Annotated in this window: 19 protein-coding genes; 10 read left to right on the top strand and 9 right to left on the bottom strand. The window is 72.0% G+C overall.

The window, feature by feature from the left end:
• Positions 1–42: 42 nt before the first annotated feature.
• From ACZ5GP_RS05245 to ACZ5GP_RS05265, 5 genes are all read right to left on the bottom strand, one after another.
• Positions 43–1,290, bottom strand: a complete 1,248-nt coding sequence (locus tag ACZ5GP_RS05245) for a branched-chain amino acid ABC transporter substrate-binding protein (protein ID WP_468749476.1) — start codon at positions 1,288–1,290, stop codon at positions 43–45.
• A 291-nt stretch (positions 1,291–1,581) separates the two neighbouring features.
• Positions 1,582–2,175, bottom strand: coding sequence for a Tat pathway signal sequence domain protein (locus tag ACZ5GP_RS05250; RefSeq protein ID WP_468749686.1), 594 nt, complete (start codon positions 2,173–2,175; stop codon positions 1,582–1,584).
• Positions 2,172–2,612 carry a hypothetical protein gene (locus ACZ5GP_RS05255; RefSeq protein ID WP_468749477.1) on the bottom strand — a complete coding sequence of 147 codons (441 nt, stop codon included), beginning with the start codon at positions 2,610–2,612 and terminating at the stop codon, positions 2,172–2,174. Before ACZ5GP_RS05255 ends, ACZ5GP_RS05250 begins: the two co-directional genes overlap by 4 nt.
• Positions 2,613–2,709: 97 nt before the next feature.
• Complete coding sequence (locus tag ACZ5GP_RS05260) at positions 2,710–3,201, bottom strand: PaaI family thioesterase (RefSeq protein ID WP_358584765.1); 492 nt, start codon at positions 3,199–3,201, stop codon at positions 2,710–2,712.
• A gap of 76 nt (positions 3,202–3,277) precedes the next feature.
• A complete protein-coding gene (locus ACZ5GP_RS05265) occupies positions 3,278–5,557 on the bottom strand; it encodes an FdhF/YdeP family oxidoreductase (protein ID WP_468749478.1) in 2,280 nt (759 codons plus the stop codon).
• Positions 5,558–5,681: 124 nt separating this feature from the next.
• Here ACZ5GP_RS05265 and polA point away from each other — a divergent pair, with 124 nt between their 5' ends.
• From polA to pgfA, 4 genes are all read left to right on the top strand, one after another.
• Positions 5,682–8,435 (top strand): DNA polymerase I, encoded by a 2,754-nt coding sequence (polA, locus tag ACZ5GP_RS05270; RefSeq protein WP_468749479.1) that lies wholly within the window; start codon positions 5,682–5,684, stop codon positions 8,433–8,435.
• Between the two features lie 541 nt (positions 8,436–8,976).
• A complete protein-coding gene (locus ACZ5GP_RS05275; RefSeq protein WP_468749480.1) occupies positions 8,977–10,749 on the top strand; it encodes a lytic transglycosylase domain-containing protein in 1,773 nt (590 codons plus the stop codon).
• A gap of 209 nt (positions 10,750–10,958) precedes the next feature.
• Positions 10,959–11,093: an SPW_0924 family protein gene (locus tag ACZ5GP_RS05280; protein ID WP_468749481.1), complete on the top strand. Its 135-nt coding sequence runs from the start codon at positions 10,959–10,961 to the stop codon at positions 11,091–11,093.
• Between the two features lie 19 nt (positions 11,094–11,112).
• Complete coding sequence (pgfA, locus tag ACZ5GP_RS05285) at positions 11,113–12,111, top strand: cell envelope lipid trafficking protein PgfA (RefSeq protein WP_468749482.1); 999 nt, start codon at positions 11,113–11,115, stop codon at positions 12,109–12,111.
• Between the two features lie 27 nt (positions 12,112–12,138).
• Here the strand turns inward: pgfA and hrpB are convergent, their stop codons facing one another.
• Positions 12,139–14,709, bottom strand: a complete 2,571-nt coding sequence (gene hrpB, locus ACZ5GP_RS05290; RefSeq protein WP_468749483.1) for an ATP-dependent helicase HrpB — start codon at positions 14,707–14,709, stop codon at positions 12,139–12,141.
• 4 nt (positions 14,710–14,713) lie between these two features.
• Positions 14,714–15,535 (bottom strand): class I SAM-dependent methyltransferase, encoded by an 822-nt coding sequence (locus ACZ5GP_RS05295; protein WP_468749484.1) that lies wholly within the window; start codon positions 15,533–15,535, stop codon positions 14,714–14,716.
• Between the two features lie 354 nt (positions 15,536–15,889).
• Between ACZ5GP_RS05295 and rpsA the strand changes: the two genes are divergently transcribed.
• The 4 genes from rpsA to ACZ5GP_RS05315 all read left to right on the top strand — a co-directional run bounded on the left by rpsA (position 15,890) and on the right by ACZ5GP_RS05315 (position 19,653).
• Positions 15,890–17,401 (top strand): 30S ribosomal protein S1, encoded by a 1,512-nt coding sequence (rpsA, locus tag ACZ5GP_RS05300; protein ID WP_365356675.1) that lies wholly within the window; start codon positions 15,890–15,892, stop codon positions 17,399–17,401.
• Between the two features lie 188 nt (positions 17,402–17,589).
• Positions 17,590–18,528: a PAC2 family protein gene (locus ACZ5GP_RS05305; protein WP_468749485.1), complete on the top strand. Its 939-nt coding sequence runs from the start codon at positions 17,590–17,592 to the stop codon at positions 18,526–18,528.
• Between the two features lie 23 nt (positions 18,529–18,551).
• The gene (gene coaE / locus ACZ5GP_RS05310) at positions 18,552–19,151 is read left to right on the top strand and encodes a dephospho-CoA kinase (RefSeq protein ID WP_468749486.1); all 600 of its coding nucleotides are present in this window, start codon (positions 18,552–18,554) and stop codon (positions 19,149–19,151) included.
• A 133-nt stretch (positions 19,152–19,284) separates the two neighbouring features.
• Entirely contained in the window at positions 19,285–19,653 is a 369-nt protein-coding gene (locus ACZ5GP_RS05315; protein ID WP_358588024.1) for a tetratricopeptide repeat protein, read from the top strand.
• Between the two features lie 64 nt (positions 19,654–19,717).
• On the opposite strand, the gene ACZ5GP_RS05320 is transcribed toward ACZ5GP_RS05315, so the two are convergent.
• Positions 19,718–19,990: a DUF6343 family protein gene (locus ACZ5GP_RS05320; protein ID WP_468749487.1), complete on the bottom strand. Its 273-nt coding sequence runs from the start codon at positions 19,988–19,990 to the stop codon at positions 19,718–19,720.
• A 208-nt stretch (positions 19,991–20,198) separates the two neighbouring features.
• Here ACZ5GP_RS05320 and ACZ5GP_RS05325 point away from each other — a divergent pair, with 208 nt between their 5' ends.
• Positions 20,199–20,624 carry a DoxX family protein gene (locus tag ACZ5GP_RS05325; protein ID WP_468749488.1) on the top strand — a complete coding sequence of 142 codons (426 nt, stop codon included), beginning with the start codon at positions 20,199–20,201 and terminating at the stop codon, positions 20,622–20,624.
• A 48-nt stretch (positions 20,625–20,672) separates the two neighbouring features.
• Here ACZ5GP_RS05325 and ACZ5GP_RS05330 read toward each other — a convergent pair whose 3' ends face one another.
• Entirely contained in the window at positions 20,673–21,170 is a 498-nt protein-coding gene (locus ACZ5GP_RS05330) for an RNA-binding S4 domain-containing protein (protein ID WP_468749489.1), read from the bottom strand.
• A gap of 143 nt (positions 21,171–21,313) precedes the next feature.
• Between ACZ5GP_RS05330 and ACZ5GP_RS05335 the strand changes: the two genes are divergently transcribed.
• Complete coding sequence (locus ACZ5GP_RS05335) at positions 21,314–22,879, top strand: YfcC family protein (RefSeq protein ID WP_468749490.1); 1,566 nt, start codon at positions 21,314–21,316, stop codon at positions 22,877–22,879.
• Positions 22,880–22,908: the final 29 nt, after the last annotated feature.

The raw sequence follows: 22,908 nt of genomic DNA on the forward strand, positions 1-22,908 counted from the left end.
CGGGCAGCGCTCCGCGCGGCGGTGTCGTGCTGCGGGTGTGGGTCAGCCGGTGTAGGTGCCGGACTCGACGGGCTTCCAGCCCTTGGCCGGGTCGGTGGTGTCCTTGACCTGGTAGACCGTGAGCTGCTTGTTGGTGGCGTCGCCGTATTCGTCGAAGGCGACCTTGCCGGTCACGCCGTCGAAGGAGACGTCCTGCATGGCGTCGACGATCTTGGCGCGGGCGTCGGAGGGCAGCTTGCCGTCGTTGTCCTCGACGACCTTCTTGACGGCCTCGATGATGGCCCAGGCGCTGTCGTAGGAGTAGCCGCCGTAGGCCTCGTAGGCCTCCTTGTAGCCGGCCTTCTTGTAGTTGGCGATGAACTCCTTGGCGGAGGGCAGCTGCTCGACGGGCTGGCCGACGGAGGTGGCGTAGTCGCCCTTGCCGTCCTTGCCGGCGAGCTTGATGTAGTCGGCGCTGTAGAGGCCGTCGCCGCCGACGAGCGGGATCTTGGCCCCGGCCTTCTTCATCTGCTTGCTGAGCGGGCCGGCCGCCGGGTACTCGCCGCCGTAGTAGACGACGTCGGCGTTCGAGTTCTTGATCTTGGTGGCGACGGCGCCGAAGTCCTTGGTGTCCGGGTTGACGTGCTCGGTGCCGGCGACCTTGCCGCCGAGCTTGGTGAACTCGTCCTTGAAGGTGGCGGCGAGGCCCGCGCCGTAGGTCTTCTTGTCGTCGATGACGTAGACCCGCTTCTTCTTGGCCTTGTTGTACAGGTACTGCGCCGCGAAGGGGCCCTGGATGGCGTCCGTGGTGGCGGTGCGGAAGTAGGCCTTGTACGGGCGGACCTTCTTGCCGCCGTTCCAGTCCTGGCCCTGGGTCATGGCCGGGTTGGTGTTGGCGGGGGACACCTGGACGAGTTTGGCGTCGTCGAAGACCTTCTGCATGGACTCGCCGACGGAGGAGTTCAGCGGGCCGACGGCGCCGAGGAGCTCCTTGTTGGCGACGAACTTGGTGGCGTTCGTCTGGCCGGACGAGGGCTGGCCCTGGTCGTCCGCGGACTGCACCTTGAAGGTGATGCCGTCGACGTACTTCTTGGCGTTGGCCTGCTTGGCGGCGAGCTCGACGGAGTTGCGGATGCCGAGGCCCAGCGCGGAGAGGTCACCGGTCAGCGGCGCGTCGACGCCGATGACCACGGTGGTGCCGCCGCCTTCGGCGCTCTCCTTGTCCTTGTCGTCGCGCGAGCCACAGGCGGTCAGGGTCAGAGCCCCGGCGGTAAGTGCAGCGGTGATGGCTATGAGCGAACGTTGACGCACGATCAGTCCTTTCCCCTGGCACGGCTGTCCCTTGCTGGAACGCCGAGTCGAGCGCGGAACCGAACTGACAGGAATCCGGTGGGCGCGGTGACTGGCCGTGACTCTAAGGGCGCCTTTGTGCCCAGTGGAGTGGTCGGACCAAGGCTGTGACGCTCTTGTTATGCCACGGAGTATTCCGGGCTGGAACGCAGGGGGCGGTTGAGGACGAATACGACCCTGTTCGGTGGATCTCGGCGTATCCACATGGTGAGAATCTCCAGGACAGGCGGCAGGAGCGTAAAGGCGTTTGGCTCATGACGTGCGTGTTCGCGGGCATGCGGCGCTCAGCGCCCCGGAAAGATCATTGGCGTATTCCGGACCCAGGATGTAACTCTGCCGCTGCTTTGCCCGCGCATTACGCAGCGTTACCTCCAGGAAAGGGAGCCCGGCATTCCGTGGCACTTCTCCGCATTCGCGAATGTGCACCGTGATGATCAACTTCCGGGGTGTTCCCGTTTTCACCGTGAATGGGGTGCCGGGCGATGTGCGTACCGAAAGCGCCGCCGAGGGCTGGGCGACCCTCAGCAGGGACACCGGGGGCCCGGACCACTGGGTGACCCGGACGGCGAAGGTGAAGGCCCGCTCGCCGGCCCGGGGGCGGGACATCTCGTCGGTGTACGTCACCGACACGCTCTGCGACGGCCAGGGCGGTGGCGGGGCGGGGGGCGGCTGCGGACGCGTCACGTAGAGGCCGATCCCGGCGCCGGCGAGGACCATGGCCGCGGTGGCGGCGAACGCCCGGCGGCGGTTGCGGCGGCGGCGCGGATCGGGCGGGGCCGGTTCGGGGGCGGCCCTCTCGTGGTCGTAGGTGTCCTCGCCCGGCTCGACCGGGCCGATGGCGTTCATGTCCACGGCCCGCCGCTCGGCCCGCCGTCGCGGTAGCGCTCGGCACACCGCTTCCGTGCCTGCCGGTCGATCAACTTCCGTCCGGCGGCGGCGGATTGCCGTCGGCGCTCGGCTCGGGCGGCGTCCAGGACGTCGCGCAGGATCGCGTACTGCCCGTTCGACAGGCCCATCGACTGGTAGTCGCCGTAGCCTCCCGGGCCGTCCGAGCCTCCCGAGCCGTCCGCGGCGTAGAGCTGCCGGGCCCACTCGGTGACGAGCGCGGTGCATAACCGGGTGGGGGAGGTGGCGCCGGGGGAGGGGCCGCCGCCGACGGAACTGGTGGTGCTCCCGGTACTCCCCGTGCTCCCGGCGCCTTCCGCGGCGGGGCCGCCGCAGCCCGTGCCGAGAGTCAACGGGAGCGCGAGGGCGAGCGCGCTGATCCGCATCCGGTGCCGCATGCGCCGACGCTAGACCGCGGCCCGCGCCGGCGCCAGACCGCCGCCGCCCCGATGACGCGCGTCCCGACGGCGGGCGCGGGCCCGCCCGTTGGGGGAATCAGCCGTCGGCGCCGGCCGGCTCCGGCGCGCCCTCGGCGGGGACGTCCCGCAGCATGCAGGTCAGGCGCGCGCTGCACACCCGCCTGCCCTGCTCGTCGCTGATCACGATCTCGTACGTGGCCGTGGAGCGGCCGCGGTGCACGGGCGTCGCCACGCCGGTGACCAGACCGGAGCGGGCACCGCGGTGGTGGGTGCAGTTCAGGTCGACGCCGACGGCGAGCTTCTTGCTGCCGCCGTGCAGCATCGCGCCGACCGAGCCCAGGGTCTCGGCGAGCACCGCGGAGGCGCCGCCGTGCAGCAGGCCGTACGGCTGGGTGTTGCCCTCGACCGGCATGGTGGCGACGACCCGCTCCGCCGAGGCCTCCAGGATCTGGACGCCCATGCGGGTGCCGAGGTGGCCCGCCGAGAACAGGGAGGGCAGGTCGACACCGAGCGAGGCGTACTCGTCGATGACCTCCTGCGGGAACTTCACGCTGTGCTGCTCACCCATGGGGCCCGGCTCCGTTCGTTCGTCGACACCTGGTGTCGCTCGACTGCTGTTGCTCGACCTGTCGCTGAGCGAACGCTCAGTCGAGCGCCGATTGTTCCAGGCGTACGACGACGGACTTGCTGGCAGGGGTGTTGCTGGTGTCGGCGGTGGCGTCCAGCGGCACCAGGACGTTGGTCTCGGGGTAGTAGGCGGCGGCGCACCCGCGGGCCGTCGGGTAGTGCACGACGCGGAAGCCCGGGGCGCGGCGCTCCACGCCGTCCTGCCACTCGCCGACCAGGTCGGCGTAGGTCCCGTCGGCGAAGCCCAGCTCCCCGGCGTCCTCGGGGTTGACCAGGACGACGCGGCGGCCGTTCTTGATGCCGCGGTAGCGGTCGTCCAGGCCGTAGATGGTGGTGTTGTACTGGTCGTGGGAGCGCAGGGTCTGCAGCAGCAGCCGCCCCTCGGGGAGGGCCGGGTACTCGACGGGCGCGGCCGTGAAGTTGGCCTTGCCGGTGGCGGTGGGGAAGCGGCGCTCGTCGCGCGGGGCGTGCGGCAGGGCGAAGCCGCCGGGGTGCGCCACGCGCGCGTTGAAGTCCTCGAAGCCGGGGACGACGCGGGCGATGCGGTCGCGGACGGCGGCGTAGTCCCTCTCGAACTCCTCCCAGGGGGTGCGTGAGTCGGGGCCGAGGACGCGGCGCGCGAGGCGGCACACGATGGCGGGCTCGGACAGCAGCTGGTCGCTCGCGGGCTCCAGGCGGCCCCGGGAGGCGTGCACCATCCCCATGGAGTCCTCGACGGTGACGAACTGCTCGCCGCCCGCCTGCACATCGCGCTCGGTGCGCCCGAGGGTGGGCAGGATCAGGGCGCGTGTGCCCGTGACGGCGTGCGAGCGGTTCAGCTTGGTGGAGACGTGCACGGTCAGGCGCGCCTTGCGCATGGCCGCCTCGGTGACCTCGGTGTCGGGGGAGGCCGACACGAAGTTGCCGCCCATGGCGAAGAACACCTTCGCCTCGCCGTCGCGCAGGGCGCGGATGGCGCGCACGACGTCCAGGCCGTGCCGGCGGGGCGGTGCGAAGCCGAACTCCTTCTCCAGGGCGTCGAGGAAGGCGGGCGCGGGCCGCTCGAAGATGCCCATCGTGCGGTCGCCCTGCACGTTCGAGTGGCCGCGCACGGGGCAGACGCCGGCGCCGGGGCGGCCGATGTTGCCGCGCAGCAGAAGGAAGTTGACGACTTCGCGGATGGTCGGCACGGAGTGCTTGTGCTGGGTCAGGCCCATCGCCCAGCACACGACGGTGCGCTTCGAGGCGAGGACCATGGCGAGGGCCTCCTCGATGCGGGCCCGGTCCAGGCCCGTGGCCCGGAGGGTGTCGTCCCAGTCGGCGTCGCGAGCGGCGGCGGCGAACTCCTCGTACCCATGGGTGTGTTCGCGTACGAACGTCTCGTCGACCGCGCCCTCGGTCTGGAGGATCAGCTTGTTGAGGAGGCGGAAGAGGGCCTGGTCGCCGCCGAGGCGGATCTGCAGGAAGAGGTCGGTGAGGGCGGTGCCCTTGAGCATGCCCTGGGGGGTCTGCGGGTTCTTGAAGCGCTCCATGCCCGCTTCGGGCAGCGGATTGACCGTGATGATCCTCGCGCCGTTGTTCTTGGCCTTCTCCAGGGCGGAGAGCATGCGCGGGTGGTTCGTGCCGGGGTTCTGCCCGGCGACGATGATCAGGTCCGACCGGTACAGGTCCTCCAGGAGGACGCTGCCCTTGCCGATGCCGATCGTCTCGGTCAGCGCGGAGCCGGACGACTCATGGCACATGTTCGAACAGTCGGGGAGGTTGTTCGTGCCCAGCTCGCGGGCGAAGAGCTGGTAGAGGAACGCCGCTTCGTTGCTGGTGCGGCCCGAGGTGTAGAACACGGACTCGTCGGGGCTCTCCAGGGCCGCCAGCTCCTCGGCGACGATGTCGAAGGCCCGCTCCCAGCTGACCGGCTCGTAGCGCTCGGCGCCCTCCGCCAGGTACATGGGGTGGGTGAGGCGGCCCTGCTGCCCCAGCCAGTAGCCACTGCGGGTGGCGAGGTCGGCGACGGGGTGCGCGGCGAAGAAGTCGGGCGTCACACGGCGCAGCGTGGCCTCCTCGGCGACCGCCTTCGCGCCGTTCTCGCAGAACTCCGCCTTGTGGCGGTGCTCCGGCTCGGGCCAGGCGCAACCGGGGCAGTCGAAGCCGTCCTTCTGATTGACCTGCAGCAGGGTCAGCGCGGTGCGGCGCACCCCCATCTGCTGCTGTGCCATCCGCAGCGTGTGACCGATGGCGGGCAGCCCCGCCGCCGCGTGCCGGGCCTCGGCGACCTGCGGCGCGTCCTGGACCGGATCGCCCTTGGGCGGCTTGCTTGCCATGGTCGGCTCCCCTTCGAGCACGTACGTGAGCTACGTCATCGATCCTCCCACGCGCCGGTGACAATGCCCGGCCGAGGGCCGGGACGGGACGGGACTGTCGGTGGGGCGTGGCAGGATCGGGGGCGTGGCAGAAACAGCATCGAAGAAGAAGTCCGAGTCCGCGGCGACCCAGGCCGGCGGGGCGGGAGGCGAGCAGCGCCCGCGCCTGCTCCTCATGGACGGGCACTCCCTGGCCTACCGGGCGTTCTTCGCGCTGCCCGCGGAGAATTTCACGACCGCGACGGGCCAGCCGACGAACGCGATCTACGGCTTCGCCTCGATGCTGGCGAACACCCTGCGTGACGAGGCGCCCACGCACTTCGCGGTGGCGTTCGACGTCTCCCGCAAGACGTGGCGCTCCCAGGAGTTCCCGGAGTACAAGGCGAACCGTTCCAAGACCCCGGACGAGTTCAAGGGCCAGGTCGAGCTGATCGGCGAGCTGCTCGACGCGATGCGCGCGGTGCGCTTCGCCGTCGACGGCTTCGAGGCGGACGACGTCATCGCCACGCTCGCCACGCAGGCGGAGGCGGCCGGCTTCGACGTGCTGATCGTCACGGGTGACCGCGACTCCTTCCAGCTGATCACCGACCACGTGACGGTGCTCTATCCGACGAAGGGCGTCTCGGAGCTGACGCGTTTCACGCCGGAGAAGGTCACGGAGAAGTACGGCCTCACCCCCAGCCAGTACCCCGACTTCGCGGCGCTGCGCGGCGACCCGTCGGACAACCTCCCGGGCATCCCCGGCGTCGGCGAGAAGACCGCCGCGAAGTGGATCAACCAGTTCGGTTCGTTCGCCGACCTGGTCGAGCGCGCCGACGAGGTCAAGGGCAAGGCCGGGCAGAACTTCCGCGATCACCTGGAGTCGGTCAAGCTCAACCGCCGGCTCACCGAGATGGTCCGCGACGTCGAGCTGCCCAAGACGGTCGCCGACCTGGCGCGCGCTCCCTACGACCGCACGGCGCTCGCCATGGTCCTGGACACCCTGGAGATCCGTAACCCCTCGCTGCGCGAGCGGCTCCTCGCCGTCGACCCGGGCACCGAGGAGGCCGAGCAGGCCCCGGCCGAGCCGGGTGTCGAGCTGGACGGCGCGGTGCTCGGCGCGGGCGAGCTGGCCCCCTGGCTCGCCGAGCACGGCAAGGCGGTCCTGGGCATGGCCACGGTCGACACCTGGCAGCTTGGTTCGGGCACCGTCACCGAGGTCGCGCTCGCCGCGGCCGGCGGAGCGGCCGCCTGGTTCGACCCGACCACCCTGGACGAGGCCGACGAGAACGCGTTCGCGGCGTGGATCGCCGACCCCGACAAGCCGAAGGTCCTGCACAACGCCAAGTCCGTGATGCGGGTCTTCCCCGAGCACGGCTGGAGCGTGGCCGGCGTCACCATGGACACCGCCCTGGCCGCGTACCTGGTCAAGCCGGGCCGCCGCTCCTTCGCCCTGGACGCGCTCTCCCTGGAGTACCTGGGCCGCGAGCTGGCGCCCGCCTCCGCCGCCGACGGCCAGCTCGCCTTCGGCACGGAGGAGGACGACCGGGCCGAGGCCGACCACCTGATGTCGCAGGCCCGCACCGTCCTCGACCTGGGCGCCGCCTTCGGCGAGAAGCTCCAGGAGGTCGGCGCGAGCGACCTGTTGACGGATGTCGAACTGCCGACGTCCACGCTCCTGGCCCGCCTGGAGCGGCACGGCATCGCGGCCGACCGCGCCCATCTGGAGGCGATGGAGCAGCAGTTCGCGGGCGCCGTGCAGCAGGCCGTGAAGGAGGCGCACGCGGCGGCGGGCCACGAGTTCAACCTCGGCTCGCCCAAGCAGCTCCAGGAAGTCCTCTTCGGCGAGCTGAACCTCCCCAAGACGAAGAAGACCAAGACCGGCTACACCACGGACGCCGACGCGCTGGCCTGGCTCGCCGCCCAGACGGAGAACGAACTGCCGGTCATCATGCTCCGCCACCGCGAGCAGGCGAAGCTGCGCGTCACCGTCGAGGGCCTGATCAAGTCGATCGCCGCGGACGGCCGCATCCACACCACGTTCAACCAGACGGTGGCCGCCACGGGCCGGCTCTCCTCGACCGACCCCAACCTCCAGAACATCCCGGTCCGCACCGACGAGGGGCGGGCGATCCGCCGCGGGTTCGTCGTCGGCGAGGGCTTCGAGTCGCTGATGACGGCGGACTACAGTCAGATCGAACTGCGCGTGATGGCGCACCTCTCGGAGGACGAGGGCCTCCTGGAGGCGTTCACCTCCGGCGAGGACCTGCACACCACCGTCGCCTCGCAGGTCTTCTCCGTGGCGCGCGACGCCGTGGACGCGGAGATGCGGCGCAAGATCAAGGCGATGTCGTACGGCTTGGCGTACGGCCTCTCCGCGTTCGGCCTCTCCCAGCAGCTGAACATCGACGCGGGCGAGGCGCGGGCCCTGATGGACACGTACTTCGAGCGGTTCGGCGGGGTGCGGGACTATCTGCGCCGCGCGGTCGACGAGGCGCGTGCCACGGGGTACACGGAGACGATGCTGGGCCGCCGGCGTTACCTCCCCGATCTCAACAGCGACAACCGCCAGCGCCGCGAGATGGCCGAGCGGATGGCGCTGAACGCCCCGATCCAGGGCACGGCCGCCGACATCGTCAAGATCGCCATGCTGAACGTGCACCGCGCGCTGACCGAGGCGGGGCTCGACTCCCGGATGCTGCTCCAGGTCCACGACGAAATCGTCCTGGAGATCGCTCCCGGGGAGCGGGCGAAGGTGGAGGAGCTGGTCCGCCGGGAGATGGCCGGCGCGGTGGCCTTGCGGGCCCCGCTGGATGTGTCGGTGGGCGTGGGCCCGAACTGGGAATCCGCCGCGCACTAGCCCTCCCGGGCCGGGGATCGGTGTCGTGCGTGCAGTGCGACCGGCCGCGCAGTTCCCCGCGCCCCTGGGGGGGGTGTCGGTTTGGGTCTCGTGCGGGTCGGACGTGGCTGGTCGCGCAGTTCCCCGCGCCCCTGGGGGCTGGGGGATTTCGCTTCGTGCGGCTGGGTGGGGACTGGGCGCGCAGTTCCTCGCGCCCCTGACCCGGGGTCGGCGGAGCGCCCTGAAGGGGTGCGGGGAACGGCGCGAGCAACCACGACGCTCCCGCTGAGCGCATCACGAGGCCAAGGCCCCGGACGGTTCGCCCGCGCGCAGGGCGACTTCGAGGAGCCGGACGCCCGGCCGGAGGCCCCTGGCGTAACAGCCCTGTCGCGGCCTGTCGGCCAACCGGTAAAAACCGGGCACGAACAGGTGCCCGGGCACCGCAAGTTGTCGTAGTGTCGCCAGAGCCATCCCGCCGGGGAGTACGCGCGTACGAAAGCGACCGCGTACGGAGGCGGAGACGGCTCGCAACAGGCTGCATAAGGGGAGGGGTGGCTCGGTCATGGCGCCGGTAATCGGCAGGCGACTGCGCAGAGGGGCGGTGACCAGCGCGGTGGCCGCGGCGGCCGTGGCGGCGCTGGCCGCATCGCAGGCCCCGGGTGTGACGGACGTACCGCGTGACGGGCAGACGGCGGGGGCCTCGGACACCCCGCCCGCGGGTGGGTCCGCGACCGGTGACTCGCCCTACTACACCGATCTGCCGTCCCTCAAGAGCCCCGTTCCGCCGTTCGCCCCCAACGGCGGTGACAAGGACGTGGAGGCGGGCCTGCCGGCCACCGTCCTGGACGCCTACAAGAAGGCCGAGTCGGCGCTGGCCGAGACCAAACCCGGCTGCAACCTCCCCTGGCAACTGCTCGCCGCCATCGGCAAGGTCGAGTCGGGCCAGGCCCGCGGCGGCCGCGTCGACGCGAACGGCACGACGCTCAAGCCGATCCTCGGCCCGGTCCTGAACGGCATCGGCTTCGCGAAGATCACCGACACGGACAACGGCGCCTACGACGGCGACCGCACGCACGACCGCGCGGTCGGCCCGATGCAGTTCATCCCCTCGACGTGGGCCACCTCGGGGCAGGACGGCAACAACGACGGCGAGAAGGACCCCAACAACATCTACGACGCGGCGCTCGCCGCCGGCCACTACCTCTGCGGGAAGGACCGTGACCTGGCGGTCGAGGACGACCTCCACCAGGCGATCCTCAGCTACAACCACTCCACGGAGTACCTGAACACGGTCCTGTCGTGGCTGGAGTACTACCGCCAGGGCACCCACGAGGTCCCCGACGGCGAGGGCGTACTGCCGGACGACCGCAGCGACGGCCGGGGCCCGGGTCTCAACCCGGTCCTGACGCCCGGCAGCACCGGTTCCGCCAAGGACACGTCCGGCAACAGGGACATGACGGGCACCTACCGGCCCGGCAACGCCGACAAGCCGGGCAACGGCGGTGGCGGCAGGCCGGGCGACGGCGGCCACAAGCCCGACCCCGACCCCGCCACGCCCGCCGAGCGGGTCGCCCGTCTGAAGGACGCCGGCACCGGCGCGCTGGCCGCGACGGCCGGCGAGACCTTCGCCGAGCGGGTCCAGGTGCGCGCGGAGGCCAAGTCGGGCTCGGCCGTCGCCAAGGTCAAGGTGAAGTTCAGGATCGCCGGTGACACGGACGCCCGCTTCGACGGCGGCGCGAGGAGCGTCGTCGTGACCACGTCCGCCACCGGCCGCGCCACCGCCCCGGTCATCAAGGCGGGCGAGAAGGCAGGCCAGTTCACCGTGCGCGCCACGGTCGTGGGCCGCACGCTGACGGGCCTGGACTTCGGCGCGAAGGTCACCGAGCGCCAGGCGGACGCCCTGGCCAGGACCGGCGACGAGCCGCTGGTCTGCGAGCAGGGCAAGGAGTTCGCCGACCGGGTCGCGGTCAAGGCGACGTACAAGGGCCGGGCCGCCGCCGGTGTCGTGGCCGGCGCCACCCTGGTCAAGTCGGCGACGGACACGACGGCCAACGACAAGGGCCCCTTCTTCAAGGACGCGAACGGCAATCCGGTCCGCACCCTCAAGGGCCTGAAGACCGACGCGAACGGCCTGCTGACACTGCCGAGGCTGTACGCGGGCGACGCGGCGGGCACGTATCTGCTGCGCGTCGTCACGGTCGGCGGGGCCACCCTCACCGTCGAGCTGAAGGTGACCGCCGCGGCCACCACCCCGACCACCCCGACCACCCCCGAGACCCCGACTGCCCCCGCGACTCCCACCACCCCGGCCACGCCGAGCACTCCGGCCGCCTGACCGGCCCCTGAGCCCTCCGAGGCTTCCCAGGACCGCCCCCGCGCCACCCATGGCGCGGGGGCGGTCCCACGTCGTGCACCGTGACGGTGCGGCGGGCGGCCCGGCCGTGCGCCGCGCGACGTGTTCTCATCTCGCCCGCGCGTTGCTACCGTGCCCGGCCTGACGGCCTATCAGTTACGGCCGCCGCCGAGCGACCCGAAAGGCCCCGCATGCGTGCCCTCATCGCCGCCGCCGCAGGTCTCGCCGTCGCGCTCGCCCTCGTCCTGACGATCACCGCGATCGGCGCCCCGTCCGGCGGGACGTCACCCGAGCCGCTGCTCACCACCGTCCCCGCACACCCGTAGACGTAGGGAGGCCGCCGCGATGCGCCGCAAGGCCAGCCTCGTCCTGCTCGCCCTCGCCGTGTTCTGCACGGCCATGTCCCCGCTCGTGCGCTGGTACGCCTTCCCGCGCCTGGCGAAGATCCCGCCGAACCAGTACCAGGAAGCCGTCCTGGAGGCGCGGAACCCCACCCTCATCGACTACGGCTCGATGAAGGCCGAGAAGGTCGACAAAGTGACCATCGTGCAGACCCTCAAGGGCAACGTGGAGGCCTCGGAGAAGATCGAGAAGAGCGCCGACCGCGACGTCGTCGTCTGGGACGCGCTCTCCTACGTCCAGGACTCCGACGGCAAGATGGTCTCCAAGATCCCCGAGCGCTACATCTTCGACGCGCACAGCCAGGAACCGGTGCACGCACCCGGCGAATCGGTCGACGGGGACCCCGTCGAGCGCGAGGGCATCGAGTTCAAGTGGCCCTTCCTGACGGAGAAACGGGACTACGCGTACTTCGACGCGCAGGCCCGCGTCACCCGACCCATCCACTACAAAGGAGAACGGACCTTCCGGGGCGTGCGGGTCTACTACTTCGAGCAGACCGTCCCCTGGACCAAGGTCCCCTTCCCCAAGACGATGCCGGTCAAGGGCATCACGCCCGAGGCCCTCGCCGAGACGGGCACCACCCGCTGGTACACCACGGTCCGCAAGTTCTGGGTCGAGCCGACCACCGGGGCCCCCGTCTACGGCGAGGAGATCCAGAAGAACGAACTGCGCGGCGGCTCGCTCCTCGGCGGACGCGACAAACTCACGGTCTTCGCCGGGCACGTGAAGATGCGCGAGGACTACGTCGAGAGCACCGTGGAACAAGTCAGGTCGCAACGCGTCCTGGTCCTCCTGCTGACCTCCTACCTCCCCTGGGGCTTCCTGACCCTCGGCCTCCTCCTGCTCGCGCTCTCCCTGTGGCTGGAAGCACGCGGACGCAGGCCGGGCACCCCGCGCCCGACAGCGGCGAACGACCCCGACCCGCAGCCTGCCGACGCCTAGGCACCTGGGCACCTGGGCACCCAGGCCTCAGGCGTTCCGGGCGTCCGCGTCCCGCCGCGCCTGGCGGGCCTTGGTGTAGCGGGTCGGCTCGGCCGCCGCCGGGTCCTCCGGCCACGGGTGCTTCGGATAGCGGCCGCGCAACTCCGCCCGCACCGCGCGGTAGCCCTCGCGCCAGAAGGAGGCGAGATCGGCCGTGACGGCGGCCGGGCGCCCCGCCGGGGACAGCAGATGGACGAGCACCGGCACCCGGCCGCCCGCGAGCCGCGGGGTCTCGGCCGACCCGAACAGCTCCTGCAGCTTCACCGCCAGCACGGGCCGGTCCGGGTCGGAGTAGTCGAGGCGGATCCTGGACCCGCTCGGCACCTCAAGGCGCTCCGGCGCCAGCTCGTCGAGCCGGACCGCCTCGCCGGTCGCCCACGGCAGCAGCCGCGAGAGCGCCTGACCGGCGTCGATCCGGCCCAGATCGGACCGGCGCCGCGCCTTGGACAGCTCGGGTTCCAGCCACTCGTCCACGCGCGCGTACAGGGCGTCCTCGGCCACGTCGGGCCAGGGCGCGCCCAGGTGCCGGTGCAGGAACGCCAGCCGCTCCCGCAGCTCCTGGGCGCCCCGGGACCACTTCAGCAGCCCGGTGCCCTCCGCACGCAGCCCGGCGAGCAGCCCTTCGCGCACGAGGTCGGGGTCCGGGTTCCGCAGGGGCCGCACCACCAGTTCCAGCGCCCCGAGGCGCTCCACGTGCCGCGCCACCAGATCGCCGCCGGACCAGGCCACCTCGTCCCGCTCCGAGTGCAGCGGCGCGGCGGCGGCGCGTGCCGTCTCCTCGTCGATCTGCGCGCCCAGCAGCACCCGCGCGTGCCCGGCGTCCACGGGCCGGTCGGCCACGGCCACGGCGATCCACTCGGCCCCCGCGAGCGACGAGCCCGGCCGCAGCTCGGCGCGGGTGCCGTTGGCCATGAGGCAGACCCCGCCGCCCACCGCCCTGGCCACCCGCTCGGGGAACGCCAGGGCAGCGACGATCCCGGCCGCCTTCTCGTCGGACGCGCCCGCGGCCTCCGGAGCGCTCCGTCCGGCGGAGGTCTCCGCCGCGGAAGCCAGGCGCCGCGTCTCCGTGCTCCAGCGCGCCGCGTACCCGTCGCCGCCCCGCCGCGCGGAGCGCCAGGCGGCGGCGAGGTCGTCGCCGTACTCCCGGGGCGGCTCCTCGCTCAGGAGGGCCACGACCTCGGCGGCCCGCCGCGCGCCCACCCGCGGCACGGCGTCCAGCAGCGCCCGCGCCAGCCGGGGATGCAGGCCCACCCGCGCCATCCGCGTGCCCCGCGCGCTCACCCGGCCCGTGGCCCCGTCCACCGCGCCGACCGCCGTCAGGACCTCGCGCGCCGCCGCCATCGCGCCACCCGGCGGAGGGTCGAGGAGGGCGAGCCCGGAGGCGTCCGGATCGCCCCAGCACGCCACTTGCAGGGCGAACGAGGCGAGGTCCGCCAGCTTGATCTCCGGAGCGGGGAAGCGGGGCAGCCGCTGGTCCTCGGCCTCCGCCCAGCACCGGTACACGGCCCCCGGCGCCTCCCGCCCGGCCCGGCCCGCCCGCTGCCGCCCCGCGGCCTGCGAGGCCCGCACGGTCGCCAGCGCGCTCAGCCCGCGCGCGTGGTCGACCCGCGGCTCGCGCGCGAGGCCCGCGTCCACGACCACCCGCACCCCGGGCACCGTCAACGACGACTCGGCCACGGACGTGGCGAGCACGACCCGCCGCCCCGGCGACCCGGCGAGGACCGCGTCCTGCACGGCGGCCGGCGCCCGCCCGTGCACCTGGAGCACCTCCACGTCGCCGAGGGCGCCCAGCTGCCCGGCCACGCGCGCGATCTCCCCGACGCCGGGCAGGAAGCACAGGACGTCCCCGTCCCGTTCGGCCAGCGCCCGCCGCACCACCGACGCCACATGCGTGAGCAGCGCCGGGTCGACCCGCATCCCGTGCGGGGGCCGCACCGGCCGGGCGGGCGGCGCCCACACGACCTCCACGGGGTGCGCGGTCCCGCGCGCCTCCACCACCGGCGCGTTCCCGAGGACCCTCGCCCACCCCTCGGCGTCGGTCGTCGCGGACGCGGCCACCAGCCGCAGCTCGGGCCGCAGGGCCGCCCGCACGTCCACCAGGAAGGCGGCCACGGTGTCCGCGTCGAGGTGCCGCTCATGGCACTCGTCGAGGATCACCACGTCCACGCCGGCCAGCTCCTGGTCCCGCTGGAGCCGCTGGAGCAGGACACCCGTCGTGACGACCTCCACGCGTGCGTGGGGGCCCACCACCCGCTCCCCACGCACCGTGTAGCCGACGCTCTGGCCCACCTTCTCGCCGAGCAGCCACGCCATCCGCCGGGCGGCGGCCCGCGCGGCGATGCGCCGCGGCTCGGCGACGACGACCCGGCGTACGCCCTCGAAGGCGCCCGGCACGTCGATCAGGCCCGCGAGCGCCAGCGGCACCAGGGTCGTCTTGCCCGTGCCGGGCGGCGCGCACAGCACGGCGCTGCCCGGCCCCTCCAGAGCGGAGGAGAGGCGGGGCAGCGCGTCGCGTACGGGCAGGTTCAGGGCGGCGGGGCCGGCGGGGTCGTGGATCACCCGCTCAGTCTCGTACGCAGACGTAGATGGCCGTCCCCGGGATCAGGTTTCCGCGCAGCGGGGACCAGCCGCCCCACTCCTGGGTGTTCCAGGCGGGCCACTGCGGCTCCACGATGTCCACGAGGCGGAAACCGCCTGCCACGATGTCCCGCACCCGGTCGCCGATCGTCCTGTGGTGCTCCACGTAGACGGCGTTGCCCTCCTCGTCCTGCTCCACATAGGGAGTGCGGTCGAAGTAGGAGGCCGCCACGGTGAGCCCCTCCGGGCCGGGCTCGTCCGGGAACGCCCAGCGGATGGGGTGGGTCGCGGAGAAGACGAAACGGCCGCTGGGCCGCAGCACCCGGTGCACCTCCTTGAGGACCAGCACCGGGTCGGCGACGAACGGCATCGCCCCGTAGGCGGAGCAGGCCAGGTCGAAGGAGGCGTCCTTGAAGGGCAGCACTCCCGCGTCGGCCTGGACGAGCGGCACCGAGCCGCCGATCCGCAGCGCGTGCTGGAGCTGGCGGTGCGAGAGGTCGAGGGCGACGGGCCGCGCGCCCTGCGACACGAGCCAGCGCGAGCACTGGGCGGCGCCGGCGCCGATCTCCAGGACGTCCTTGCCCTTGAGGTCCTCCGGCGGGCCGAGCAGCTCCGCCTCCACCTCGTCGAGTCCCTCGGGTCCCCACACGAAGCGGTCGTCCCCGAGGAAGGTGCCGTGCTCGTTCTGGTACTCGTCGGCGTTCCGGTCCCACCAGGAGCGGTTGGCGCGACTGCTCTCCGTGACGTTCGCGTCACGGCGGGTGGCCTCGGGTTCGGGCAGCTCGGACTCTTGGATGATCGGCTCCATCGTCGTAATCTTCCGTATCCCGCGTCGCGTCTCGTCGCGAAGGGGGCGCCGTGCGGCCGCTGTGGCCTCAGGTGACAGGTTTTGTGCCGGGTATGCGGCGTTCCGCCCCGGGTGTACGCCTTCGCGCATTGACCCTGTCCGGCCGCCCCCGTATGCTACAAGTTGCGCTGCGAGCCTGCGCTCCTCAGACCTAGCAGGCTGCGCTCGCGTCTGTTGTATGTCCCCTCGGTTGTCGAGGCGCCTTCCCTTGCCGGAAGCCGCGCTTCCTTGGCTGTCCGGCTTCTGCAGAGCGAAATCGGCTCCCGGCGTTGCAGTACCTACGACTTCAATGTCCGTACCGGAGCCCTAACCCACATGACGAGCAGCACCGAGACCACCGCCACCACCCCGCAGGTAGCGGTCAACGACATCGGTAACGAGGAAGCCTTCCTCGCCGCGATCGACGAGACGATCAAGTACTTCAACGACGGCGACATCGTCGACGGCGTCATCGTGAAGGTCGACCGGGACGAGGTCCTGCTCGACATCGGTTACAAGACCGAAGGCGTTATCCCGAGCCGCGAGCTCTCGATCAAGCACGACGTCGACCCGAACGAGGTCGTCAAGGTCGGCGACGAGATCGAGGCCCTTGTTCTCCAGAAGGAGGACAAGGAAGGCCGTCTCATCCTGTCCAAGAAGCGCGCTCAGTACGAGCGTGCCTGGGGCACGATCGAGAAGATCAAGGAAGAGGACGGGATCGTCACCGGTACCGTCATCGAGGTCGTCAAGGGTGGTCTCATCCTCGACATCGGCCTCCGTGGCTTCCTGCCGGCCTCCCTGGTCGAGATGCGTCGTGTCCGCGACCTCCAGCCCTACGTGGGCAAGGAGCTCGAGGCCAAGATCATCGAGCTGGACAAGAACCGCAACAACGTGGTCCTGTCCCGCCGTGCCTGGCTGGAGCAGACCCAGAGCGAGGTCCGCCAGACCTTCCTCACGACCCTGCAGAAGGGCCAGGTCCGCTCCGGCGTCGTCTCCTCGATCGTCAACTTCGGTGCGTTCGTGGACCTCGGCGGCGTCGACGGTCTCGTCCACGTCTCCGAGCTTTCCTGGAAGCACATCGACCACCCCTCCGAGGTCGTCGAGGTCGGTCAGGAAGTCACCGTCGAGGTTCTCGACGTGGACATGGACCGCGAGCGTGTCTCCCTGTCGCTCAAGGCGACGCAGGAAGACCCGTGGCAGCAGTTCGCCCGCACGCACCAGATCGGGCAGGTCGTTCCCGGTAAGGTCACCAAGCTCGTTCCGTTCGGTGCGTTCGTGCGCGTCGACGAGGGCATCGAGGGCCTGGTCCACATCTCCGAGCTGGCCGAGCGCCACGTGGAGATCCCGGAGCAGGTCGTCCAGGTCAACGACGAGATCTTCGTCAAGGTCATCGACATCGACCTCGAGCGTCGCCGGATCTCGCTGTCGCTGAAGCAGGCCAACGAGTCCTTCGGCGCCGACCCGTCGGCCGTCGAGTTCGACCCGACCCTGTACGGCATGGCCGCGTCCTACGACGACCAGGGCAACTACATCTACCCCGAGGGCTTCGACCCCGAGACCAACGACTGGCTCGAGGGCTACGAGACCCAGCGCGAGGCCTGGGAGACCCAGTACGCCGAGGCGCAGACGCGCTTCGAGCAGCACCAGGCTCAGGTCATCAAGTCCCGCGAGGCCGACGCCCAGGCCGAGGCCGAGGGTGCGGCGGCTCCGGCCGGCGCCGCTCCGGCCGCGTCCAGCGGTGGCGGCGGCGGTTCGTACTCCTCGGAGTCGGACGACAACTCCGGCGCGCTGGCTTCGGACGAGGCGCTCGCCGCGCTGCGCGAGAAGCTCGCCGGCGGCCAGAGCTGAGGCTCGCCTCTAGGCGGTAGTAGCTGAACACTGCGGGCCCGCACTCCTTCGGGAGTGCGGGCCCGCAGTGCTGTGCGGCGGCTGTTGGTCGCGCCCCTGACGGGTGCTCCCGCGAAGGAGTGTGAACGCGGGAATGCCCGTGGCCCTGTGTGCGTTCTCCGTTACGAACACGAGGAGGAGCGGTCACAGTGCTTGATCCGCAGGGTTTGTACGCATGGGAGCCGAAGGGCCTCGCCGTCGTCGACATGGCGCTCGCCCAGGAGTCGGCCGGACTGGTCATGCTCTACCACTTCGACGGATACATCGACGCGGGCGAGACCGGCGAGCAGATCGTCGAGCGGCTCACGGACAGCCTTCCCGGACAGGTGGTGGCCCGGTTCGACCACGACCGGCTCGTGGACTACCGCGCCCGCCGCCCCCTGCTCACCTTCCGCCGCGACCGCTGGACGGACTACGAGGTGCCGACGCTCGACGTCCGCCTCGTCCAGGACGCCACCGGCGCGCCCTTCCTGCTGCTGTCGGGCCCCGAGCCGGACGTCGAGTGGGAGCGCTTCGCGGCCGCCGTCCAGCAGATCGTGGAGCGGCTCGGCGTGCGCCTCTCGGTGAACTTCCACGGCATCCCCATGGGCGTGCCGCACACCCGCCCCGTCGGCCTGACCCCGCACGGCAACCGCACGGACCTGGTGCCGGGCCACCGCAGCCCGTTCGACGAGGCGCAGGTGCCGGGCAGCGCGGCCTCCCTGGTCGAGTACCGCCTGCTGGAGGCCGGTCACGACGTACTGGGTGTCGCCGCGCACGTGCCGCACTACATCGCGCGCTCCGCCTACCCCGACGCGGCCCTCACGGTCCTGGAGGCGATCACCGCCGCCACCGGCCTGGTGCTGCCCGGCGTCGCGCACGGCCTGCGCACCGAGGCGCACCGCACGCAGACCGAGATCGACCGGCAGATCCAGGAGGGCGACGAGGAGCTGGTCGCCCTCATCCAGGGCCTCGAGCATCAGTACGACGCGGCGGCGGGAGCCCAGGAGCGGGGCAACATGTTGGCCGAACCGGCCGACATCCCGTCCGCCGACGAGATCGGCCGTGAATTCGAACGCTTTCTCGCCGAGCGGGAGGGCGAGGCGTAGGTGCGGGCCCTAAGCTGCCGGTCATGCTGAAAGTGGGTCTGACCGGCGGAATCGGCGCCGGCAAGAGTGAAGTCTCGCGGCTGCTCGTCGCGTCCGGTGCGGTGCTGATCGACGCCGACAAGATCGCGCGCGAGGTCGTGGCGCCCGGAACGCCCGGCCTGGCGGCCGTGGTCGAGGCCTTCGGACGCGGGATCCTCGCGCCGGACGGCTCACTGGACCGGCCCGCGCTCGGCGCGCTCGTCTTCGCCGATCCGCAGCAGCTGGCCGTCCTCAACTCGATCGTGCACCCCCTGGTCGGCGCCCGCTCCGCCGAGCTGGAACGCTCCGCGCCGCCGGACGCGGTCGTCGTCCACGACGTGCCGCTGCTCACGGAGAACGGCCTCGCGCCGCTGTACGACGTCGTGGTCGTGGTGGACGCGAGCCCCGAGACCCAGCTGGAGCGCCTCGTACGGCTGCGCGGCATGAGCGAGGAGGACGCCCGCGCGCGGATGGCCGCGCAGGCCACCCGCGAGAAGCGGCTGGAGATCGCGGACGTCGTGATCGACAACGACGGCCCGCTTGAGGGGCTGCGGGAGCGCGTCGAGGCGGTGTGGGCGGACCTCGTGCGCGGGGCGCGGGCGTAGGACCGGAGAACGTCCCGCTTCCGCCGGGGTGTCCGCACGGCCTCCGCCCGGGGTGTCCGCACGGCCGCCCCGGCGCGGAATAGGGGCGGCTGCGGCGGGCGTTGAGACAGGGATGCGAGGGAAGGAGCCCAGCGTGCCCGACACGACCCCCGAGACCCATGTCATCGACTTCCGCGCGGCGGAGCAGCTCCTGGCCGCCCGGGACCCCCGTGGCGCGGTGAAGCTGCTCGACACGGTCATCGCCGCCCACCCGGAGAACACCGCGGCCCGGCTGCTGCGGGCGCGCGCCTTCTTCGCCGCCGCGCAGCTGCGCGCCGCCGAGCTGGAGTTCAGCATCGTGCTGGAGCGCGAGCCGGACAACGCCTTCGCGCATTTCGCGCTGGCCCGCACCTATGAGCGCGGCGCTCGCCCCGATCAGGCGCGGCGCCACTTCCGTCTCGCGGCGGCCCTGGACCCCCAGCCCGACTATCTGGCGGCGGCCCGCTTCGACGAGCGGGGCTGACCGGCCTCGCGGAGCGGCCTGGCGGACCCTCCCTGGTACGGCTCGCCCGCGCCCGTCGGCCGGGTCAGGAAGCGTCCGGCGGGTCGTACGGGGGGATGTCGCGGCCCGGCTGGTAGTGCGGGCCCTGGCGGATGCGGTGCACCACCCATGCCAGATCGGCCGCGACCACCACCAGCAGCACCCCGCACGCCACCGCCCAGCCGGCCCGCCCGGCCAGCGCGAAGGCGACCGCCCCGAAGGCGGCCCACACGAGGCCCCATACGCTGAACCAGAAACGCATCCGCAGGGGACTGCGTGCGGTCGAGGGTTCACTGCCCGTGCGCATCATGAGCGTCATCTCCTCCTCCCAGGATAAGGACGAGGGACGAAGGGTGAGGGACTGGGACGGGCGGCGGCACGGACTGATCGACGTTTTCGCGAAAGTCCGTGCGAGAGCGATGAGTTCCCGGTGGGCGGCCTGTCTATACCGGTGACAGCAGCACAGCGCGGCGGGCCGCGGCCTTTCGGGGCGGCGGCCCGCCCGACCGCTCATCGAGGAGACCTCCATGGCCGCCACCGCCACCGCCGCCCCCGCCGTCCGTACCGCTCCCCGGGGCCGCGCCGCCCGCATCACGCTGCGCACCCTGCAAGTGGTCCTCGGCGTGTTCTTCGCCGTGGCGAGCGGCGTGCCCAAGCTGATCGCGCACCCCACCGCCGTCGAGGGCTTCGACAAGCTCGGCTGGGGCGCGCCCGGCATGTACACCATCGGCGCCCTCGAACTGCTCGGCGGCGTCGCGCTCCTGCTCCCGCTGCTGTCCTCGCTCGCCGCGACGGCGTTCATCGGCCTGATGGTCGGCGCGTTCATCGTGACGGTGACGGCGTTCGGCGGGGAGAACGCGGCGACGCCGCTGGTCCTGATCGTGCCCCTCGCCTGGATCGCGTGGGCGCGGCGCGAGGAGACGGCGAAGTTGGTCGCCCGGCTCCGCGCCTGAGCTGCCGGCCCACCGCGCCCGCGCTGCCAGCCTCCCGCGCCCGACGTGTCAGCCCTCCACGCCCCGCAGGCGTTCCATCTCGCGGCGGTCCCGCTTGGTGGGGCGGCCCGCGCCCCGGTCGCGGATGCCGGCCGGGGCGACGGCCTCGCGCGGCGGGGGCGGCGGGCTGTTGTCGACGTACGCCTCGGCGGCGACGGGCGCGCCGACGCGCTTGCGGATGAGTTGCTTGACCACGACGACCCGCTCCCGGCCGCCCGCCTGCCGCAGCCGCACCTCGTCGCCCACGCGCACGCCGTACGCGGGCTTGACGCGGTCGCCGTTGACCCGCACATGGCCGCCCTTGCAGGCGGCGGCGCCCATCGAGCGTGTCTTGACGAGGCGGACGGACCAGATCCAGCTGTCGACGCGCACCGAGCCCCCGCCCGCCGGGGTCTCCTTCGCGCGGGCGCCCGACTCTTCCGCGGGGGCGCTCGTCGCCGTGGCGCTGCCCGTACCGGCGTCGTCCGGCGTGCGGTCCGTGCCGCCTCCTGAAGTCTCCGAAGCCATGCCCCGACCTTAGTCCGGCTTCCGCGTGCCATGTCCGGCTCCCGGCGAGCCGTCCGGAAACCGCTGAGCCCCGCCGCCGATAATCCGGATCAACAGCGACAAAACGGTCCGGATGTGTCGTACGACTCCCAGGGGTGCTGCCCATGCCGTCCTTCGAAGCCAAGACGCCGGTCGGCGGGGACCCGGCCGAAGGCCCCTCGGGGAAGCGCGGGCGGCGGAAGTTCACCTTCCCCAGCGCGCTGACCGTCCTCGCCGTCGTCACCGTCGCCGTCTGGCTCCTCGCCTTCCTCGTCCCCTCCGGGCAGTACGACCGGGGCGACTCCGGCGCCCCCGTGCAGGGCACCTATCACCGGGTGGGCTCCGGGCAGTCCTTCGTCGACCGCCTGAGCGACCTGTTCCTCTCTCCCGTCAACGGCCTCTACGGCATCCAGGACGAGAAGACCTCGCTGGTCGCGCCCGACAACGCCGGCTCGCTGTACGGCAGCGCGGGCGTGTTCCTCTTCGTGCTCGCCATCGGCGCCTTCATCACCGTCGTCTTCGCGACCGGGGCGCTGGACCGCGGCATCGGCCGGCTCGCGCACCGGCTGCGCGAGCGCGGGGCGCTGCTCATCGCCGGCGTCATGGTCGTCTTCTCCGTCCTCGGCACCGTCGAGGGCTTCGCCGAGGAGACGCTCGGCTTCTACGGGCTGATCGTGCCGCTGATGCTCGCCCTCGGCTACGACCGGATGGCCGCTGTCGGCGTCATCATCCTCGGCGCGGGCGTCGGAGTCCTGTGCTCGACGGTGAACCCCTTCGCGACGGGCGTCGCCTCCTCCGCCGCCGGCATCTCGCTGGGCGACGGCATCGTGCTGCGCTGCGCCATGTGGATCGTCCTGACCGGCGTCACGGTCGCGTACGTCATCCGCTACGCCCGGCGCGTCCAGCGCGACCCGGAGCGGTCCCTGTCCGGCTTCCTGCCGGGCGACCACGACGACCGCGATCGCGAGCGGGGCGCCGCCGGCCCGGCTGAGGTGCCGCGACTGACCGGGCTGCACAAGGCCGTGCTCGTCGCCACCGCGCTCGTCTTCGCCTTCATGATCTTCTCGGTGGTGCCCTGGTCGAGCGCGCTCACCGGCGACGCGGACGCCACCCCGTACGGATTCGAACTGGGTTGGTCCTTCCCCCAGTTGGCGGCCCTGTTCCTGTGCGCGGCCGTCCTCGTCGGGCTCGTCGCGCGCATGGGGGAGCAGCGGCTCAGCTCGACGATCGTCCAGGGCGCGGCCGACTTCGTCTCGCCCGCCCTGGTCATCCTGCTGGCCCGCGGTGTCACGACGATCATGAACAACTCGAAGATCACGGACACCGTGCTGCACTCCATCGAGGGCGTGGTCAAGGGCACTTCGTCCGGGCTGTTCGCGGTCATCGTCTTCCTCGTGAACCTGCCGCTGGCCTTCCTCATCCCCTCCACCTCCGGCCACGCCACGCTCGCCATGCCGATCCTCGCCCCGCTCGCCGACTTCGCCGGGGTCCCCCGCGCCGTCGTCGTCACGGCCTGGCAGGCGGCCAGCGGCTGGATGAACCTGTGGGTGCCGACGACCGCGGTGACCATCGGCGGCGTCGCGCTCGCGAAGGTCGGCTACGACCGGTACCTGCGGTTCGTGTGGCCGCTGCTCGCCGTGCTGGCCGTACTGATCTGCGGCTTCCTGGCCCTGGGGGCCGCCCTGGGCTGACCGTGCGTACGTCCGGCACTGGGGGCCGC

Source organism: Streptomyces sp. NPDC031466 (assembly GCF_055581265.1).

Excerpts from the sequence above, each read along its gene's own strand:
- ACZ5GP_RS05275 (WP_468749480.1), top strand. The coding sequence starts at position 8,977 with ATGGCGCCGGTAATCGGCAGGCGACTGCGCAGAGGGGCGGTGACCAGC.
- ACZ5GP_RS05330 (WP_468749489.1), bottom strand. The coding sequence starts at position 21,170 with ATGGCTTCGGAGACTTCAGGAGGCGGCACGGACCGCACGCCGGACGAC.
- pgfA (WP_468749482.1), top strand. The coding sequence starts at position 11,113 with ATGCGCCGCAAGGCCAGCCTCGTCCTGCTCGCCCTCGCCGTGTTCTGC.
- ACZ5GP_RS05250 (WP_468749686.1), bottom strand. The coding sequence starts at position 2,175 with ATGAACGCCATCGGCCCGGTCGAGCCGGGCGAGGACACCTACGACCAC.
- ACZ5GP_RS05325 (WP_468749488.1), top strand. The coding sequence starts at position 20,199 with ATGGCCGCCACCGCCACCGCCGCCCCCGCCGTCCGTACCGCTCCCCGG.
- ACZ5GP_RS05295 (WP_468749484.1), bottom strand. The coding sequence starts at position 15,535 with ATGGAGCCGATCATCCAAGAGTCCGAGCTGCCCGAACCCGAGGCCACC.
- ACZ5GP_RS05320 (WP_468749487.1), bottom strand. The coding sequence starts at position 19,990 with ATGACGCTCATGATGCGCACGGGCAGTGAACCCTCGACCGCACGCAGT.
- ACZ5GP_RS05255 (WP_468749477.1), bottom strand. The coding sequence starts at position 2,612 with ATGCGGCACCGGATGCGGATCAGCGCGCTCGCCCTCGCGCTCCCGTTG.
- ACZ5GP_RS05260 (WP_358584765.1), bottom strand. The coding sequence starts at position 3,201 with ATGGGTGAGCAGCACAGCGTGAAGTTCCCGCAGGAGGTCATCGACGAG.
- ACZ5GP_RS05280 (WP_468749481.1), top strand. The coding sequence starts at position 10,959 with ATGCGTGCCCTCATCGCCGCCGCCGCAGGTCTCGCCGTCGCGCTCGCC.
- coaE (WP_468749486.1), top strand. The coding sequence starts at position 18,552 with ATGCTGAAAGTGGGTCTGACCGGCGGAATCGGCGCCGGCAAGAGTGAA.
- rpsA (WP_365356675.1), top strand. The coding sequence starts at position 15,890 with ATGACGAGCAGCACCGAGACCACCGCCACCACCCCGCAGGTAGCGGTC.
- ACZ5GP_RS05335 (WP_468749490.1), top strand. The coding sequence starts at position 21,314 with ATGCCGTCCTTCGAAGCCAAGACGCCGGTCGGCGGGGACCCGGCCGAA.
- ACZ5GP_RS05265 (WP_468749478.1), bottom strand. The coding sequence starts at position 5,557 with ATGGCAAGCAAGCCGCCCAAGGGCGATCCGGTCCAGGACGCGCCGCAG.